General features: G+C 61.9%; 16 protein-coding genes. 4 read left to right on the forward strand and 12 right to left on the reverse strand.

Annotated features, from left to right (window positions below; translation table 11 throughout):
• Positions 1–27: 27 nt before the first annotated feature.
• From pheT to infC, 5 genes are all read right to left on the reverse strand, one after another.
• Complete coding sequence (gene pheT / locus NHF53_RS01845; RefSeq protein ID WP_252832871.1) at positions 28–2,451, reverse strand: phenylalanine--tRNA ligase subunit beta; 2,424 nt, start codon at positions 2,449–2,451, stop codon at positions 28–30.
• Between the two features lie 13 nt (positions 2,452–2,464).
• A complete protein-coding gene (gene pheS / locus NHF53_RS01850) occupies positions 2,465–3,550 on the reverse strand; it encodes a phenylalanine--tRNA ligase subunit alpha (RefSeq protein ID WP_252832872.1) in 1,086 nt (361 codons plus the stop codon).
• A 133-nt stretch (positions 3,551–3,683) separates the two neighbouring features.
• Complete coding sequence (rplT, locus tag NHF53_RS01855; RefSeq protein ID WP_112685882.1) at positions 3,684–4,088, reverse strand: 50S ribosomal protein L20; 405 nt, start codon at positions 4,086–4,088, stop codon at positions 3,684–3,686.
• A 36-nt stretch (positions 4,089–4,124) separates the two neighbouring features.
• Positions 4,125–4,328, reverse strand: a complete 204-nt coding sequence (gene rpmI, locus NHF53_RS01860; protein ID WP_112685884.1) for a 50S ribosomal protein L35 — start codon at positions 4,326–4,328, stop codon at positions 4,125–4,127.
• A gap of 213 nt (positions 4,329–4,541) precedes the next feature.
• Positions 4,542–5,078: a translation initiation factor IF-3 gene (gene infC / locus NHF53_RS01865; RefSeq protein WP_114363856.1), complete on the reverse strand. Its 537-nt coding sequence runs from the start codon at positions 5,076–5,078 to the stop codon at positions 4,542–4,544.
• A gap of 181 nt (positions 5,079–5,259) precedes the next feature.
• On the opposite strand from infC, the gene NHF53_RS01870 reads away from it, so the two are divergent.
• Together NHF53_RS01870 and NHF53_RS01875 are read left to right on the forward strand one after the other, a co-directional pair.
• Entirely contained in the window at positions 5,260–6,066 is an 807-nt protein-coding gene (locus tag NHF53_RS01870) for a carboxylesterase (protein ID WP_252832873.1), read from the forward strand.
• A 107-nt stretch (positions 6,067–6,173) separates the two neighbouring features.
• Positions 6,174–6,794: a transglutaminase-like cysteine peptidase gene (locus NHF53_RS01875; RefSeq protein ID WP_114363682.1), complete on the forward strand. Its 621-nt coding sequence runs from the start codon at positions 6,174–6,176 to the stop codon at positions 6,792–6,794.
• A 21-nt stretch (positions 6,795–6,815) separates the two neighbouring features.
• Here the strand turns inward: NHF53_RS01875 and NHF53_RS01880 are convergent, their stop codons facing one another.
• Together NHF53_RS01880 and mbfA are read right to left on the reverse strand one after the other, a co-directional pair.
• Positions 6,816–8,003 (reverse strand): MFS transporter, encoded by a 1,188-nt coding sequence (locus NHF53_RS01880; RefSeq protein ID WP_252832874.1) that lies wholly within the window; start codon positions 8,001–8,003, stop codon positions 6,816–6,818.
• A 111-nt stretch (positions 8,004–8,114) separates the two neighbouring features.
• Positions 8,115–9,101: an iron exporter MbfA gene (gene mbfA / locus NHF53_RS01885; RefSeq protein ID WP_114363857.1), complete on the reverse strand. Its 987-nt coding sequence runs from the start codon at positions 9,099–9,101 to the stop codon at positions 8,115–8,117.
• 217 nt (positions 9,102–9,318) lie between these two features.
• Here mbfA and NHF53_RS01890 point away from each other — a divergent pair, with 217 nt between their 5' ends.
• Both NHF53_RS01890 and NHF53_RS01895 read left to right on the forward strand, forming a co-directional pair.
• Complete coding sequence (locus tag NHF53_RS01890; protein ID WP_252832875.1) at positions 9,319–9,798, forward strand: group III truncated hemoglobin; 480 nt, start codon at positions 9,319–9,321, stop codon at positions 9,796–9,798.
• A 181-nt stretch (positions 9,799–9,979) separates the two neighbouring features.
• A complete protein-coding gene (locus NHF53_RS01895) occupies positions 9,980–11,086 on the forward strand; it encodes a TRAP transporter substrate-binding protein (protein ID WP_114363685.1) in 1,107 nt (368 codons plus the stop codon).
• A gap of 430 nt (positions 11,087–11,516) precedes the next feature.
• Here NHF53_RS01895 and NHF53_RS01900 read toward each other — a convergent pair whose 3' ends face one another.
• The 5 genes from NHF53_RS01900 to NHF53_RS01920 form a co-directional block, all read right to left on the reverse strand.
• On the reverse strand, positions 11,517–12,545 hold the full coding sequence (locus NHF53_RS01900) for a histone deacetylase family protein (protein ID WP_114363686.1): 1,029 nt from the start codon (positions 12,543–12,545) through the stop codon (positions 11,517–11,519).
• Positions 12,546–12,716: 171 nt separating this feature from the next.
• Complete coding sequence (locus NHF53_RS01905) at positions 12,717–13,103, reverse strand: hypothetical protein (RefSeq protein WP_252832876.1); 387 nt, start codon at positions 13,101–13,103, stop codon at positions 12,717–12,719.
• A 154-nt stretch (positions 13,104–13,257) separates the two neighbouring features.
• Entirely contained in the window at positions 13,258–13,800 is a 543-nt protein-coding gene (locus NHF53_RS01910) for a GNAT family N-acetyltransferase (RefSeq protein WP_252832877.1), read from the reverse strand.
• 24 nt (positions 13,801–13,824) lie between these two features.
• Positions 13,825–14,403, reverse strand: coding sequence for a helix-turn-helix domain-containing protein (locus tag NHF53_RS01915; RefSeq protein WP_252832878.1), 579 nt, complete (start codon positions 14,401–14,403; stop codon positions 13,825–13,827).
• Positions 14,404–14,456: 53 nt separating this feature from the next.
• The gene (locus NHF53_RS01920) at positions 14,457–14,978 is read right to left on the reverse strand and encodes a MarR family winged helix-turn-helix transcriptional regulator (protein WP_252832879.1); all 522 of its coding nucleotides are present in this window, start codon (positions 14,976–14,978) and stop codon (positions 14,457–14,459) included.
• Positions 14,979–15,072: the final 94 nt, after the last annotated feature.

The raw sequence follows: 15,072 nt of genomic DNA on the forward strand, positions 1-15,072 counted from the left end.
CCGCCCTTTTCGCCTGTCCCCATCCGATCAGGCGCGCAAGGCACCGCCGGTTGTCTTTTCGACATTGGCGATGATCTTCTTGGTCAGCGCCTCGAAGTCCTCGTCGGTCAGCGTCTTCTCGACCGGCTGGATCAGCACCTCGATTGCAACCGACTTGCGGCCCTCGCCGAGAGATGCCCCCTCGAAGATGTCGAAGACGTTGACGCCGGTGATCAGCTTGCGGTCGGCGCTGCCGGCGGCCTTGATGATCGCGCCGGCCTCGACGGTCTTGTCGACCACGAAGGCGAAGTCGCGCTTGACCATCTGGAAGGGTGAAAGCTCCAGCGCCGGCTTGGTGCGGGTCGCCTTCTTCTTCGGTTCCGGTATCGCGTCGACATAGACCTCGAAGCCCGTGAGGGCGCCGGTGACATCGAGGGCCTCCAATGTCTTCGGATGGAATTCTCCGAAGTATCCGAGGATCACCTTCGGCCCCATCTTGATCGTCCCGGAGCGTCCCGGATGATACCACGACGGCGCGCCGGGCTCGATCTGGACGTTCGCCATCGGCAGCCCGCAGGCCTCCAGCACGGAGAGCGCATCGGCCTTTGCATCGTAGACGTCGACCGGCTTTCCACCGCCCTTGGCGGCGTTCGACCACATGCGGCCGGCGCCGGCAAGCGAGGCCGTGCCGCGGCGGACACCGGCAGCGACGCGGCGCTGCCCTTCCGGCGTATCATTCTCGTACGTGCCTGAAACCTCGAAGATCGCCACGTCGCCGAAGCCGCGGTCGGCATTGCGCTGGGCCGCAGAGAGCAGGCCCGGCAGCAACGACGGCCGCATGTCGGACATGTCGGCAGCGATCGGGTTTGCAAGCCGCAGTTCATGGTTCCCACCGCCGAAGAGCGTCGCCTGCTCATGCGAGATGAAGGACCATGTAACGGCCTCCAGCATGCCGCGAGCGGCCAGCGCGCGTTTGGCCGTGCGGGTGCGGATCTGCAACGGTGTCAGAATTCGACCGTTCACCGCCCCGGCGCTCGGCAACGGCGCGGGCTTAATGTTGTCGACACCGTGTATGCGCATGATCTCTTCGACAAGATCGGCCTTGCCGTCGATGTCCGGCCGCCACGAAGGAGCGGCAACCGTGACCACCTCGCCCGCGCCTTGGACTTCGAAGCCGAGACCGGTGAGGATTTCGCGACCTTCCTCGTTCGAGACGGTCAACCCCGTCAGGCGCTTTACTTCGGAGAACGGGAACTCGACCACCGTCTTCACATGACCCTTGTAGCCGGTGACCTTAGCGGCCGCCGCCGTACCCCCGCACATTTCGAGCACCAGTTCGGTGGTGCGCTCGAGGCCGGGGACCATGTATTCCGGATCGACCCCGCGCTCGAAACGGTAGCGGGCATCGGTGATGATGCCGTGGCTGCGGCCGGTCTTGGCGATGTTGATCGGGTCCCAAAGCGCCGACTCGATCAGCACGTTGACCGTGTTTTCGTCACAGCCGGAATGCTCGCCCCCCATGATGCCGCCGATCGATTCCGGACCGTTGTCGTCCGCGATGATGACGTTGGCCGGGTTGAGCTTGTAGGTGCGGGTGTCGAGCGCGAGGATTTCCTCGCCCTCGCGGGCACGGCGTACCACGAGATCGCCATTGACCTTGTCGGCATCGAAGACGTGCATCGGCCGACCCTGGTCGAAAGTCATGTAGTTGGTCACGTCGACCAGTGCGGAAATCGGACGAAGCCCGATAGCGAGAAGCCGCTGCTGCATCCATTTAGGGCTCGGGCCATTCTTCACGCCGCGAACCAGGCGGTAGGCGAAGCCGGGGCAGAGCCGCTCATCGTCGAGCACGATCCTGACCTCGACAGGCGTCTCGCCTTCGACCTTGAAATCCGGCGCCTTCGGCAGTTTCAGCTTGCCGAGACCGGAGGCGGCGAGGTCGCGGGCAATGCCGAAGATGGACGTGCAGTCGGGACGGTTCGGCGTGAGATTGATCTCGATGACCGGATCGTCGAGGCCGGCATAGGACGCGAACGAGGTGCCGACGGGCGCATCCGCCGGCAGGTCGATGATGCCGTCGTGATTGTCGGAGATGTTGAGCTCCTTTTCGGAGCACATCATGCCGTGGCTTTCCACGCCGCGGATCTTGCCGACGGCGAGCGTCACGTCGATGCCGGGGACATAAGTCCCGGGGCGGGCAAGCGCACCGACGAGACCGGCGCGGGCATTCGGCGCGCCGCAGACGATCTGCACCGGCTTGCCGTCGCCGGCGTCGACGGTCAGGATCTTGAGGCGGTCGGCCTCCGGATGCTTATCTGCCGTCAGAACCCTGGCGATGACGAAGGGCTTGTAGGCCGCCTTGTCATCGACATCCTCGACCTCGAGGCCGATCGCGGTCAGCCGCTCGCAGATCTCGTCGAGCGTGGCATCGGTTTCCAGGTGTTCCTTCAGCCAGGAGAGTGTGAATTTCATCGTTCTATCCTCCTCACGCGCTCAGGCCGCCGAACAGCGTCGGCACGTCGAGCGGGCGGAAACCGTAGTGGTTCATCCAGCGGACATCGGCATTGAAGAAGTCGCGCAGGTCCGGCATGCCGTATTTCAGCATGGCGATGCGGTCGAGACCCATGCCCCAGGCGAAGCCCTGGTACTCGTCGGGATCGAGGCCGCCGGAGCGCAGGACGTTCGGATGCACCATCCCGCAGCCGAGAATCTCCATCCAGTCCTTGCCCTCGCCGAACTTGACGATCGGCCCCGAGGAACGGTCACACTGGATATCGACCTCGAAGGACGGCTCGGTGAAGGGGAAGAAGGACGGCCGGAAGCGCATCACGACATTGTCCACCTCGAAGAACGCCTTGCAGAACTCTTCGAGCACCCAGCGCATGTTGGCGACGTTCGTGGTCTTGTCGATGACGAGGCCCTCGACCTGATGGAACATCGGCGAATGCGTGGCGTCGGAGTCCTGACGGTAGGTCTTGCCGGGAATGACGATGCGGATCGGCGGCTTCTGCGCTTCCATGGTGCGGACCTGCACCGGCGAAGTGTGGGTGCGCAGCACCTTGCGCTCACCGTTTGCGTCCGGCTGCAGGAAGAAGGTGTCGTGCATTTCGCGGGCCGGATGACCTTCGGGGAAGTTGAGCGCCGTGAAATTGTAATAGTCCGTCTCGATGTCCGGGCCTTCCGCGATCGAGAAGCCCATGTCCGCGAAAATCGCCGTGATCTCGTCGACGATCTGGCTGATCGGATGAATGCGGCCGCGCTCCGCCGGCGAGGAGCGGACAGGCAGCGAAACGTCCACCGTTTCGGCAGCAAGGCGGGCCGCAATCGCCGCGTCGCGAAGCTCGGCCTTGCGCACGGTGATCTGCTCGGACACCTCATTCTTCAGCGCGTTGATTGCCGCGCCCCGGGTCTGGCGTTCCTCCGGCGTCATCGAGCCGAGCGTCTTCAGCAGCTCGGAAATCGAACCCTTCTTTCCAAGAGCTGCGACGCGCAGCGCCTCGATTTCCGCTTCACCGTCTGCGGCGGCAATATCGGCCAGAAGGGCCGTTTTCAAACTGTCGAGATCGGACATGTCCCTTGTTCCTGCCCCTGATTGCCGGAACCGCCCTGCGGCCGGCATGACACCGAGAAAGAAAAAACCCGCGCCAGCCCTGCCAGCGCGGGTTTCCCAATCGAATTTTTAGAAAGCTTGGGAAGCGCTGGTCTTAACGAACCGCGCTTTCAAACTCGTTGGCCGAGCCGTCTTCCTTGAGGTACTCGAGGGCCTTCTTGGAGGCGGCAACGAGCGCACCGAAAGCTTCCGGCTCGCGGATGGCGAGGTCGGAAAGAACCTTGCGGTCGACTTCGATGCCGGCCTTGTTGAGGCCATCGATGAAGCGGCCGTAGGTGAGGCCGAATTCGCGGACGGCAGCATTGATGCGCTGGATCCACAGAGCGCGGAAGTTGCGCTTGTTCACCTTGCGGTCGCGGTAAGCGTACTGCTTGGAACGGTCAACCGCGGCCTTTGCGGCGCGGATGGTGTTCTTGCGGCGGCCGTAGAAGCCCTTGGCTGCCTTCAAAACCTTCTTGTGCTTGGCGTGGGCGGTAACGCCGCGTTTTACGCGTGCCATGTCATGATCTCCTTAGTAATCCAGTAGAGCCGGGTCTCAGAGACCGTTCGGCAGGTAGTTCTTGACGACCTTCTTGCCGTCAGCGTCGGCGAGAACCATGGTTCCGCGCGCATCGCGAATGAACTTGTTGGACCGCTTGATCATGCCGTGGCGCTTGCCAGCAGCAGCTGCCAGCACCTTGCCGGTGGCGGTGACTTTGAACCGCTTCTTGGCAGCAGACTTCGTCTTCATCTTGGGCATTTTGCTACTCCATTGTTTTTGTATCGAAAGGAACAGACGACGCCCCTTTCAAGCATTAGAAACGGCCACGGCATGCCCTGCCGGACCGTTCGGACGCGCGCTTATAACCGCACTCGGTCAAAAGCGCAACGGGTTCAGCCGGAGGAATCGGCCGAAAGACGTGAAAAGCCGCCGGCAGGCGGCGGCTTCGATTGCTAAGCGCGGGCTTTCACCTTACCTCGGCGCCAGCACCATCATCATCTGGCGACCTTCGAGCTTCGGTTCAGCCTCCACCTTGGCGATCGCCTGGGTATCTTCCTTCACCTGCTGCAGAAGCTTCATGCCGAGTTCCTGGTGGGCCATTTCGCGGCCGCGGAACTTCAGTGTCACCTTGACCTTGTCGCCTTCCTCAAAGAAGCGGCTCATCGCCTTCATCTTTACCTCATAGTCATGGGTGTCGATGTTCGGCCGCATCTTGATTTCCTTGACCTCGACAATCTTCTGCTTCTTGCGCGCTTCGGCCGCCTTCTTCTGGTTGGCGTATTTCAGCTTGCCGAGGTCCAGGATCTTGCATACCGGAGGTTCAGCATTCGGCGAGATCTCGACGAGATCAAGACCGGCCTCTTCGGCCATTCGAAGGGCTTCGTCCGTCGGCACGACGCCGAGGTTCTGACCTTCTTCATTGATAAGCTGAATTCTGGGGATCCTGATCTCCCGGTTTGAGCGCGGCCCTTCCTTTACGGGGGCGTCGGCTTTGAAAGGTCTGCGAATGGTCGTATTCTCCTCATTGGTTTCCGAATGCGGCACTGCCGGCCGGAGCGAAATCTCGTCTTTCCGTCGCTCTCGCAGTTACCGCGGCAAGGCTAATAACACGCTTCGGAAAGAAAATCACCTAGTGTGCTCGCAAGAACGAATCAGTTTTATGAATGCGTGGCGAGATTTGGAGTTCCTCATGACAGACATCAAGACCGAGCCCCGACTGCAGCATCTTGTTGTGGGCTCGGGCGAGGCAAGCCGTGAGATCGCGATGCTGATCCGACCGGCTTCCGATCGGACCGCCGACCCCGCGCTGATGTGGCTCGGCGGCTACCGCTCCGACATGAGCGGGACCAAGGCAGAGGAACTCGACCGCCTCGCAGCCCGCACGGGACGCCAGGCGATCCGCTTCGACTATTCCGGGCACGGCGCCTCGGGCGGCGATTTCAAGCTCGGCACGATCTCGCGATGGCTCGAGGAAGCGCTCGCCGTCCTCGACCACGCAGCACCGGAAAGTGTGGTGCTCGTCGGCTCTTCCATGGGTGGATGGATTGCCCTGCGTCTCGCCCAGGAACTCAAGCGCCGCGGGAAAGAAACGAGGCTCGAAGGCATGGTGCTGATCGCACCGGCGCCCGATTTCACCGTCGAGCTCGTGGAGCCCAATCTCAGCACCGCAGAGCGCCGATCACTGGAGGAGTGCGGCTATTTCGAAGAGCCGTCGCAATATAGCCCCGAACCGAACATCTTTACCCGAGCTCTGATCGACGACGGGCGCAACAACCGGGTACTCACCGGCATCATCGAGACCGGCTGTCCGGTGCACATCCTGCAGGGGATGAAGGATCCCGACGTGCCTTACACCCACGCGCTAAAGCTCATCGAATTCCTGCCCGCCGACGACGTCGTGCTAACGCTGATCCGCGATGGCGACCACCGGCTCTCCCGCCCTCAGGATATCGAGCGGATGAACGCTGCGATCCTCGGTGTTTCCGAAGGAAGGTGATGCATTTTAACCATAGCTGCGAAATGCCCGTCTTCAGCGTTGCTAATGATTGACTAACACGCCCGTCCCGCATTAACTCTTCGTTAACGATATAAAGGGACGGGTTCATGAGGAACGGTTCGCGCGTGCTTGCCGCGGCATTGGCGGCGACGGCATTTTTTGCGCCCATCGACAGCGGCTTTTCCGCGCCGGCGGCGCCGAAGGCCATGCTCACCGGAGCCCTCACCTCGCAGCCGATCGGTCACTATGAATTCTGCCGCAGCCACCGCGACGAATGCAATTTTCATGGCCGCGCGAACGCGCCGGCGCCCCGGATTACGGACCGTGGCTGGAGCGTCCTGCGTAACATCAATAGTTCGGTGAACGCCTCGATCACGCCGATGACGGATTCCGACATCTATGGTCGCGAGGAGGTGTGGGCCTACCCGACCGACGTCGGCGACTGCGAGGATTTCGTCCTGCTGAAACGCAAGAAGCTGATCGAAGCGGGTTTCGATCCTTCCGACCTTCTCATCACCGTCGTGCGCAAGCCGGACGGCGAGGGTCACGCGGTCCTGACGGTGCGCGCAGCCCAGGGCGACTACGTCCTCGACAACCTGAATGACGACGTCAAGCTCTGGACCGCGACGCCGTACACCTATCTGAAGAGACAGGCGAGCTTCGACAGCGGCCGATGGGTGACGATCGAGAACGGCACGACCGATCTGATGGTCGGCGCGCTGAAGTAGGCAACGCCAAATCGCACCTTCTCAGTCGCTCGACGCCTGAAGCGGGCGGAGACGCGAAAGCAGCACCATCGTCCCGGCGGAAATGCCGGCGACGCAGAGCAGAGACAGGATCGCGGCACCCGCCCCGGCTCGTTCGCTGACGAACACGATCGAAACCGGTGCGGCGGCGGAAAGCACCATGCGCACCCCCGAGAGAACTCCCATCGTTCGTCCGTAGCCCGCGGTGCCGAAATAATACAGCGGCAGCACGCCACGGACGATGGACGTCAGCCCCTGACCCGCACCGTAGACGACGGCAAAGGCGATCGGAATTGCCACGAGCGGCAGTGCGAGCGACGACGACAGGAGCGCGAAGGAAAAGAAGAGTGCACCAGACGCGACGAGCGCCGTCGTTACAGGGGTGAAGAGCCGACGTTGCGAATACTCGATGAGTCGTGCGAGCACCTGTGACGGCCCTATCAGGCTGCCGGCGAGCGTCGCGACGGCCGGAGAGAATCCGGCGGCGCCAAGCACCACGAGCAGCGAGACACTCACCGCCGAGATCAGGAAGCCGCCGGAGGCAAGGCTGATCGCCATCAGCGCCATCTGCAGCCCCGCGCCGCCGTCCTTTGTACTCCTTTTCCCTTCCACGGTCGTTCGCGCTTTCCGCGGCGGGCGATAGGCAGGAACCGCCAGATGTACCGGCAGCGCGAAGAAGAGATTAATGGCGGCGAGAACCAGATAAACGTCCCGCCAGTCCATCAGGGTCAACAGCCACTGATCGAGCGGCCAGAATACAGTCGACGCGAAGCCGGCAATCAGCGTAACCAGCGTAACGTGGCTCCTCGCCTCCTGGCCGTAGCGCTGGGCGAGCGCGGCAAAGCCGGCATCATACTGTACGGCGAAGGCGACGAACTCCGCGAGAAAGGTAATGGCCGCAAACTGCCACGCGTTCTGCATCACGGCATAAAGTACAAGCGCGAGTGTCGCAGCCAACGTTCCAAGTATCATGACCGGCCGCGCCCCGAAGCGGTCGATCGAGCGTCCGAAGATCGGCGCCGAAACCGCCCCAGCGAGCAACCCGGCTGAAAACACTCCGAAAACAAAACTCGTTTCCCACCCGAAATCGCGCGCGATCGCAGGAGCGAGGACTGAAAAGGAATAGTGGAGCGTTCCATAGCCGACGGTCATGGAAACGCCCAGACCGATGGTCAGGGGAGACGGTTTCATGGCAGGCGGTCAGGCTAGCTGCGTCGTCGCAAGTTGGCAACGGCCGCCGGACCGTAAAGCAAGACGGCATTCCGCCGGACGCCGCCTGTCGGGCGCCGTCCGGATGGCGGGTTAGCTGTTGCCGATCAGGATACCTGCGGCGAGCACGAGCGAGCCGCCGAGCACGACCTGCATGGCTGCGCGCAGGAACGGCGTTTCCATGTACTTGTTCTGGATGAAGGCAATCGCCCAGAGTTCGATGAAAACGATCACCGCCGCCGTGATCGTCGCCGTCCAGAAGTGCGGGATCAGATAGGGCAGTGCGTGGCCGAGGCCCCCGAGGGCCGTCATGATGCCGGAAGCGAGACCGCGCTTCAGCGGCGAACCGCGTCCGGAAAGCTTGCCGTCGTCGTGCGCGGCTTCGGTGAAACCCATCGAGATGCCAGCGCCGACGGAGGCCGACAGACCGACAAGAAAGGTCTGCCAGGTATCACCGGTCGCGAACGCCGCCGCGAAAATCGGCGCCAGTGTGGAGACGGAGCCGTCCATTAGGCCCGCAAGACCCGGCTGAACATATGTCAGGATAAACTGCCGTCGGGCGGTCTGAGCCTCTTCATGAGCGACCTCGGCCGGAACATGTTTTTCGCCGAGCATGCGGGCGGTTTCTTCATGTCCCTGCTCGGCCAGCGCCAGATCGCCGAGCAGACGGCGCGTTGCGGCATCGCTCGTCCGTTTCGCGGCCTCGGTGTAGAAGCGATAAGCCGATTGCTCCATCGCCTCCGCCTCGTCGCGGATTTGCTCAAGTGTTTGATTTGCCCGCAGCCAGTCGGGCTTGCGGGTGTAAAAGTCGCTGACATGTTCGCGGCGGATCAGGGGAATGCGCTCGCCGAACCGCTGACGGTGCATCTCGATCAGCATGTTCCGGTGGGAATGTTCGACCTCCGCCATATCCTCGAACACCTTGGCGGACTGCGGGTACTGGGCTCGCAACTGATCGGCGTATGCAAGATAGATCCGCGCGTCGTCTTCCTCGGAGGAGATCGCAAGGGCCAGCATCTCCTGCTCGCTCAGGCTCGCGAACGAGCGTTTGGAAGAGGATGGGAAGAATCGACCGAGCATGAATATCTCCATTTAGAATAATTCTAACTTACCTATTCCGGCAACGGGGTCAAGGGTCGAGCGCCGTCGTTCAAGGGGCATATCGCCGCATTGCGCTGAGCGTCTCACGCTCTAGATGCGCGGAGTAGATTCGCGCCCATGTTACTTCTCGTGGAGCGCCTTACATTTGACAGGTATCAAAATGATTCAGAAGAGACAAACCGGGGGAGGTTAATCCATGACCATCGAACTGACCGCCCGCGCAGCGCATGTTGCCGGCATACGCGAGCGCGCCCAGGCCGAGATGGAGCGCCGCGGTGTGAACGCGGCATTCATCGACCTGCTGGTCGAGACCTTTTACGGCCGCATCCGCGCCCATGAGCATCTGGGACCGGTCTTCGAGCACCGGCTTGCCGGCCGTTGGCCGGATCACCTGGCAAAGATGAAGAGCTTCTGGTCGTCGGTCGCATTCAAGACGGGGACCTATGGCGGCAAGCCGGTCCAGGCTCATCTCGGCGTCGAGGGCGTCTATGAGGGCGTGTTCGCCGAGTGGCTGACACTCTTTCGTGCGACACTCGACGATATCGCGCCGAGCGAAGAAGCCGCGCAATGGTTCATGGCGACCGCCGAACGCATCGCCCGAAGCCTCGTATTGGCGATGTTCTACAATCCCGCGCTCGATGACCCTGCGAACAGGCGACTCACATCGACGCAGTGAAGAACGGCCACCAGTCGATTTCAAACGCACGGCGGCCCGCTTGCGAAATCTTCATAAAAGAATGTCGCCATCGCCGACCGAAATTTGCGCGAACGGCCTTGCACCCACGACGATGAGGTGATTTATCCCGCGCCGGGAGAGAGGAAGATTTTACCCTATAACGACTATAAGGCTTCCCATCATGAACCGTCGCACGTTCTTCAAGCAGGCCGGCACCGCCGGACTGGGTGCCGCCTCGGCCGTGGCGCTTGCCGCACCCGCGATTGCGCAGCAGAACCCAAAACTCACCTGGCGCCTCGCCTCATCCTTCCCGAAAAGCCTCGACATCATCTTCGGTGCCGCGGAGGACATTGCACGAAGCGTCGCGGAAGCAACCGACGGCAACTTCACCATACAGAGCTTCGCCGCCGGCGAGATCATACCGCCGCTGCAGGCAGCCGATGCGGTGGCGGCCGGCACCGTCGAGATGGCACATACCTGCTGTTACTACTACATCGGCAAGGACCCGGCGTTCGCCCTCGGCACGGCGATCCCCTTCGGCTTGAATGCCCGCATGACCAATGCATGGTTCACCGCCGGCGGCGGCAATGACCTGCTCAACGCCTTCCTCGCTGGCTATAACCTCTATGCATTGCCTGCCGGCAATACCGGCGCACAGATGGGTGGCTGGTATCGGAAGGAAATCAAAAGCATCGAGGACCTGAAGGGCCTAAAGATGCGTATCGCCGGTCTGGCCGGCGAGGTGATGAGCAAGGTTGGTGTCACGCCTCAGCAGATCGCCGGTTCAGACGTCTATCCTGCGCTCGAGAAGGGGACGATCGACGCCACGGAGTTCGTCGGGCCTTACGACGATCTCAAGCTCGGCTTCTACAAGGTCGCCAAGTATTACTATTATCCGGCGTGGTGGGAAGGCGGGCCGGCGGTTCATGCCTTCTTCAACCGCGAGAAGTTCAACGAACTGCCGAAGAACTACCAGCGCATTCTCTCGGATGCCTGCGCAAGCGCCAACGCAAACATGCTTGCTCGCTATGACGCATCGAATGCCGCGGCCCTGCGCAAGCTGGTCGCCGAGGGTGCCCAGTTGCGCGCCTTCAGCTCCGATATCCTCGACGTCTGCCACAAGGCCGCCAAGGAAACCTACGCCGAGCTCAGCGCCAAGAACGAGAACTTCAAGACGCTCTACGACAGCCAGCAGGCCTTCAAGCAGGATGCCTATCTTTGGGCGCAGATCGCGGAGTACAGCTTCGACACCTACATGATGCTGCAGCAACGCGCCGGCACACTCTAGCCGGCGGCGCTAATTCACTGCGAAGCGAAGGCTCCTGACGCGCGTCCGGGGCCTTTCTCGTCTCACCGACGCACGGCGGCGGCGGAATGTGCTGCCCGACAGACCCAGCCGAGGCGGAGCCCACGACCGGCTGGGGGGTGGGGGTTGGACGCGGGCTCCTAACCACCTCAGGGGGTGGCTGGGCGGACCATATCAGTTGCACGCGTGGCGTTTAGCCCTTCCTCGCGAATGCACCGCTATTTCAACGGAGCTCATTAAAAGCAGTCTAACGATCGGGCTGAGACTGTCTCTATTCGAGACAGGAACGAAGGGAGGAGGAAGGCCCTCGCCGGCTTCGGGTCTGTCCGGCATTCGAAAGAGACACCGCTTTTGCCAGCAACCGCCGAAGAGAGCGTATTTCCCGTGACCTCCCTTCGGATGGCAGAAATCGTCAGTTTTCCAGCCCTTTGAGCACGTTGGCGACGTTGTGCCCGATCTGCGGAACGCCGTATCCTCCTTCCATGACCGTCAAGACCGGCAGACCGGCGGCGGCGATCATCTCGCCCATGCGAAGATAGTCGTCGCTCTTCAGTTTGAAGAAACTGATCGGATCCTCCTCGAAGGTATCGACGCCAAGTGAAAGGACGATCGCCTCAGCACCGCAAGAGCGGATGCGCGTTAGCGAATCCGCAAGAGCGGACGACCAGACATCCCATGCCGTGCCGGAGGGCATCGGATAGTTGGCGTTCAGTCCTTCACCGGGTCCCTCGCCTGTCTCGTCGGCATATCCCATGAAGAACGGGAAGGCGTCCTGCGGCTCCCCGTGGAGCGAGGCGAAGAAGATGTCACCGCGGCGATAGGTTATGTCCTGCGTGCCGTTGCCGTGGTGAAAATCGACGTCGAGGATCGCGACTTTTCCCGCACCGCTATCGATCAGGCGCTGGGCGGCAACGGCGGCATTGTTGATGAAGCAGTAGCCGCCAAAGAGATCAATACCGGCATGATGGCCGGGTGGGCGGCAAAGCGAGAAGGCGAAGCGGTTGCCTTGGGCAAGCCAGTCGGCGCCGGACAAAGCCACGTCCATCGAGGCAATGGCCGCCTCATAGGTGCCGCCGGAAATCGCCGTTTCGGCGGAGTTGGCATAATAGCCGACGGCACCGTCTATGTTCTTCGGAACCCGCCCGGTCTGGCTGCGGCGGCAAGGGAAGGACGTGGCTATTGCCTCGCCTTCGACGCCTTGCGCCTGCCAACGTTCCCAGCAGGTGCGTAGGAACTCCAGATAACCAGCGTCGTGGACCTTGAGGGCTGTCTCAAGTCCATGTTCTTCGGGCGCGGCGACATCGGCAAATCCCGCCTCCTTCACCGCAGCCAGGATCCATTCTGCACGGAACGGGCCCTCGAAGGGCTTGACCAGCAGGCCGCCATGCAACTCCGTCTTCGCATCCCGTAGCTTGTGCTTCTCCGAATAGAAAACCCGCATACTCGCGCCCCGTTGTCGATATGGGACGCACGCTAGCCTTGCGGCCGAGGGCTGGCAAGGCGGGGACGGAGGCCAGCTGCCTCTTCAGCCGTTCCAGAACCGGACCACGCCCGATGTGGACCTCGGGCAATCCAGACCCGACCGATCATGAAGTTCTCGGCAGCCTCATCATCACTCGACGAGGTTGATTTCCTCAGTCTCGCCGCCGGAGCAAACGTAGCAGCAGTCACTGCAGCTCTCGGCATTATCTGGTCCGGTTCCCCAGTAGGTACCACGGTCACCGGAAACCCAGGCGCCGTAGCAGATCGATTCACCCTCGTCGCAGGAAAGCGGAATCTGTTTAGTCTCGCCGTCATCGAGATAAAAGACCTGATTGTTCCCCGGCCAGACATAGTCGCGATCCTGGCTGTAAAGTTCGACTTCCACCGCGTTCGGATGTTCGTTGCGCATGACAAAGGTGACATCGGCGGCAAGCGCAGGCACAGCCGCGGAGAAAAATATACTAGCCGTCAGAAGAAGACCCGCAGGCCTGCGTATTGCCGAAGCGAAAGGCGTCATAAGATATCCCCCAGTTCCCGAGTGTTTTCTGCCAACGAATCGCTAGCATGACGATCCGGCCTTACGGGAGAGGTGAAACAGCGCGGAGTGCGCCCTTTTTTGGCACAACCCGTGACTCTGGTTCAGCCTTCAGAGCCAAAGCAGTCTGGGCCGATCACACGTCTGCAGCCGGGGTGAGACGTTTGTAGAAGATCGTGGTCGCGCAATAGCGACCGTCAGGAAACAAGGCGTAGTCCGGAACTACACCGGAACGTACCCAGCCGAAGCGCTCGTAGATTGCCTCAGCCGGCTCTCCGGTCGCAGTGTCCAGAACGAGCAGCCAGCGTCCGCGTTCCATCGCCTCCTGCTCGGCAGCCATCATAAGCAGCCGCGACAGACCGCGACCGCGGGCGGCGCGGTGCACGAGAAGCTTCATCAGGTCCGCCCGATGAGGCTGGTTCGGCTTCAGCGCGAAACCGACCTGCACAGTCCCCATGACACGCCCGACGTCGTCCTCGGCAACGAGAAGCAGCACCTCATTCCGACCGACAGCGGAGGCAACTCCCCGCCAATACGCCACCGCGTCGGCATCCGCCAACGGCGCCATGAAACCGACCGAGGCGCCGCCGTCGACACAGTCGCAGAGCACGTCACAAAGGTCGGGGACACGGGCAAGCGCTTCTTCTTCTTCGTTCAGCAGGCGAATGAGGGTGGACATGAAAGGCTCCGGGAGAGGTTTGCGTCAACGTGGGCCGAGGTCGATGACCACGGCATAGCGGGCGGGTTTGCCGGTCGGGTTGCGAAAAGCATGCACCTCACCGACGTTCATGTGCAGACAATCGCCGGCAGCCAGGCGATAGGTCCGTTCGCCGACCGTCAATTCCATTTCGCCCTCGAACAGCCACACATGCTGCCATTGGGTGCGGCTTGCCGGCTGGCTGCCGAAACGGACCTCCGCCGCAGGCGGAAACTCGACCTCGACGACATCCACCCGTGCGCCGGTCCCTGCCGGCGCCACCGTCCTGCGCAGATAGCCGCTTTCCGGATCGCGCCAGATCGGCTGGTCGACACGGCGCGCCAGAGGCTCGGACGCGTCGCCGGCGGTATCGAAGAAAACCGACAGCGAAAGGCCAAGCGCCGAACAGAGCCTCGCCAGCAACACGGCCGTCGGGCTCGCCTCCGCGCGCTCGATCCGCGAGATCATCGCCCGGCTGACGCCGGACATTTCTGCAAGCTGGTCGAGCGTCAACCCGCGCTCGCTGCGCAGCGTTCTGACGCGCGTTCCAATCGACCGGGCGAGCTCTTCCTCAGCATCTTCCATTATATAAGATCTATATGATCTCATATTGGAGTCAAGAGAGCTCGTCGACGCATTCAGGTGTCGAGCGCTATCGCCAGTTTCGCCAGAAGGCGCCCCAAGTCTGCCTTTTCTTGCTCGTCGAGGCACTTCAGCAGATCGGCCTCGACCGCCATGTCGGCGCGAAATGCTGCCTCAGCCCGCTCGCGACCGAGAGTCGTCAGTTGCACGGGAAGGCTGCGCCCGTCCTCGGCGCTCGGGGGTCGCTCGACGAGGCCGGCCTTCTCGAGACGCGCGAGCCTCGGGGTCAGGCCACCCGATGTGATCATCAATTGCTGAAAAAGCTCTGTCGGACGAAGACGATAGGGAGGGCCCGACCGAAGCAGCGTCGCGAGCACGTCGAACTCACCTGTATCGAGCCCATGCTCGGCAAACACCGCCTCGATGGGCGGCCGAACCTTCAGCGTTATCCACCGCGCGCGACCGAGAATCGCCATGCCGACCGTGTCCAGGTCCGGGAGCTCCTTTGACCACTGGCGCCTGCGCACGCCAACGTGATCATGCTGCAGATCCTGCTCCGAAGCAATTTGTCTTGCCATAAAGATATTTCCTCATTATCTTTCCAGAAAGATAAAGCGGCGCGAGGCTCTTCTCAAGAGAAAGATACACCGCGAAGGCACTTCGGACCTGGAA

Origin of the sequence: Ciceribacter sp. RN22 (assembly GCF_024054295.1) — a bacterium.
Lineage (GTDB): Bacteria > Pseudomonadota > Alphaproteobacteria > Rhizobiales > Rhizobiaceae > Allorhizobium > Allorhizobium lividum.

Excerpts from the sequence above, each read along its gene's own strand:
- NHF53_RS01920 (WP_252832879.1), bottom strand. The coding sequence starts at position 14,978 with ATGGCAAGACAAATTGCTTCGGAGCAGGATCTGCAGCATGATCACGTT.
- pheS (WP_252832872.1), bottom strand. The coding sequence starts at position 3,550 with ATGTCCGATCTCGACAGTTTGAAAACGGCCCTTCTGGCCGATATTGCC.
- rpmI (WP_112685884.1), bottom strand. The coding sequence starts at position 4,328 with ATGCCCAAGATGAAGACGAAGTCTGCTGCCAAGAAGCGGTTCAAAGTC.
- NHF53_RS01895 (WP_114363685.1), top strand. The coding sequence starts at position 9,980 with ATGAACCGTCGCACGTTCTTCAAGCAGGCCGGCACCGCCGGACTGGGT.
- NHF53_RS01875 (WP_114363682.1), top strand. The coding sequence starts at position 6,174 with ATGAGGAACGGTTCGCGCGTGCTTGCCGCGGCATTGGCGGCGACGGCA.
- NHF53_RS01870 (WP_252832873.1), top strand. The coding sequence starts at position 5,260 with ATGACAGACATCAAGACCGAGCCCCGACTGCAGCATCTTGTTGTGGGC.
- mbfA (WP_114363857.1), bottom strand. The coding sequence starts at position 9,101 with ATGCTCGGTCGATTCTTCCCATCCTCTTCCAAACGCTCGTTCGCGAGC.
- rplT (WP_112685882.1), bottom strand. The coding sequence starts at position 4,088 with ATGGCACGCGTAAAACGCGGCGTTACCGCCCACGCCAAGCACAAGAAG.
- NHF53_RS01915 (WP_252832878.1), bottom strand. The coding sequence starts at position 14,403 with ATGGAAGATGCTGAGGAAGAGCTCGCCCGGTCGATTGGAACGCGCGTC.
- pheT (WP_252832871.1), bottom strand. The coding sequence starts at position 2,451 with ATGAAATTCACACTCTCCTGGCTGAAGGAACACCTGGAAACCGATGCC.
- NHF53_RS01905 (WP_252832876.1), bottom strand. The coding sequence starts at position 13,103 with ATGACGCCTTTCGCTTCGGCAATACGCAGGCCTGCGGGTCTTCTTCTG.
- NHF53_RS01900 (WP_114363686.1), bottom strand. The coding sequence starts at position 12,545 with ATGCGGGTTTTCTATTCGGAGAAGCACAAGCTACGGGATGCGAAGACG.
- NHF53_RS01910 (WP_252832877.1), bottom strand. The coding sequence starts at position 13,800 with ATGTCCACCCTCATTCGCCTGCTGAACGAAGAAGAAGAAGCGCTTGCC.
- NHF53_RS01890 (WP_252832875.1), top strand. The coding sequence starts at position 9,319 with ATGACCATCGAACTGACCGCCCGCGCAGCGCATGTTGCCGGCATACGC.
- NHF53_RS01880 (WP_252832874.1), bottom strand. The coding sequence starts at position 8,003 with ATGAAACCGTCTCCCCTGACCATCGGTCTGGGCGTTTCCATGACCGTC.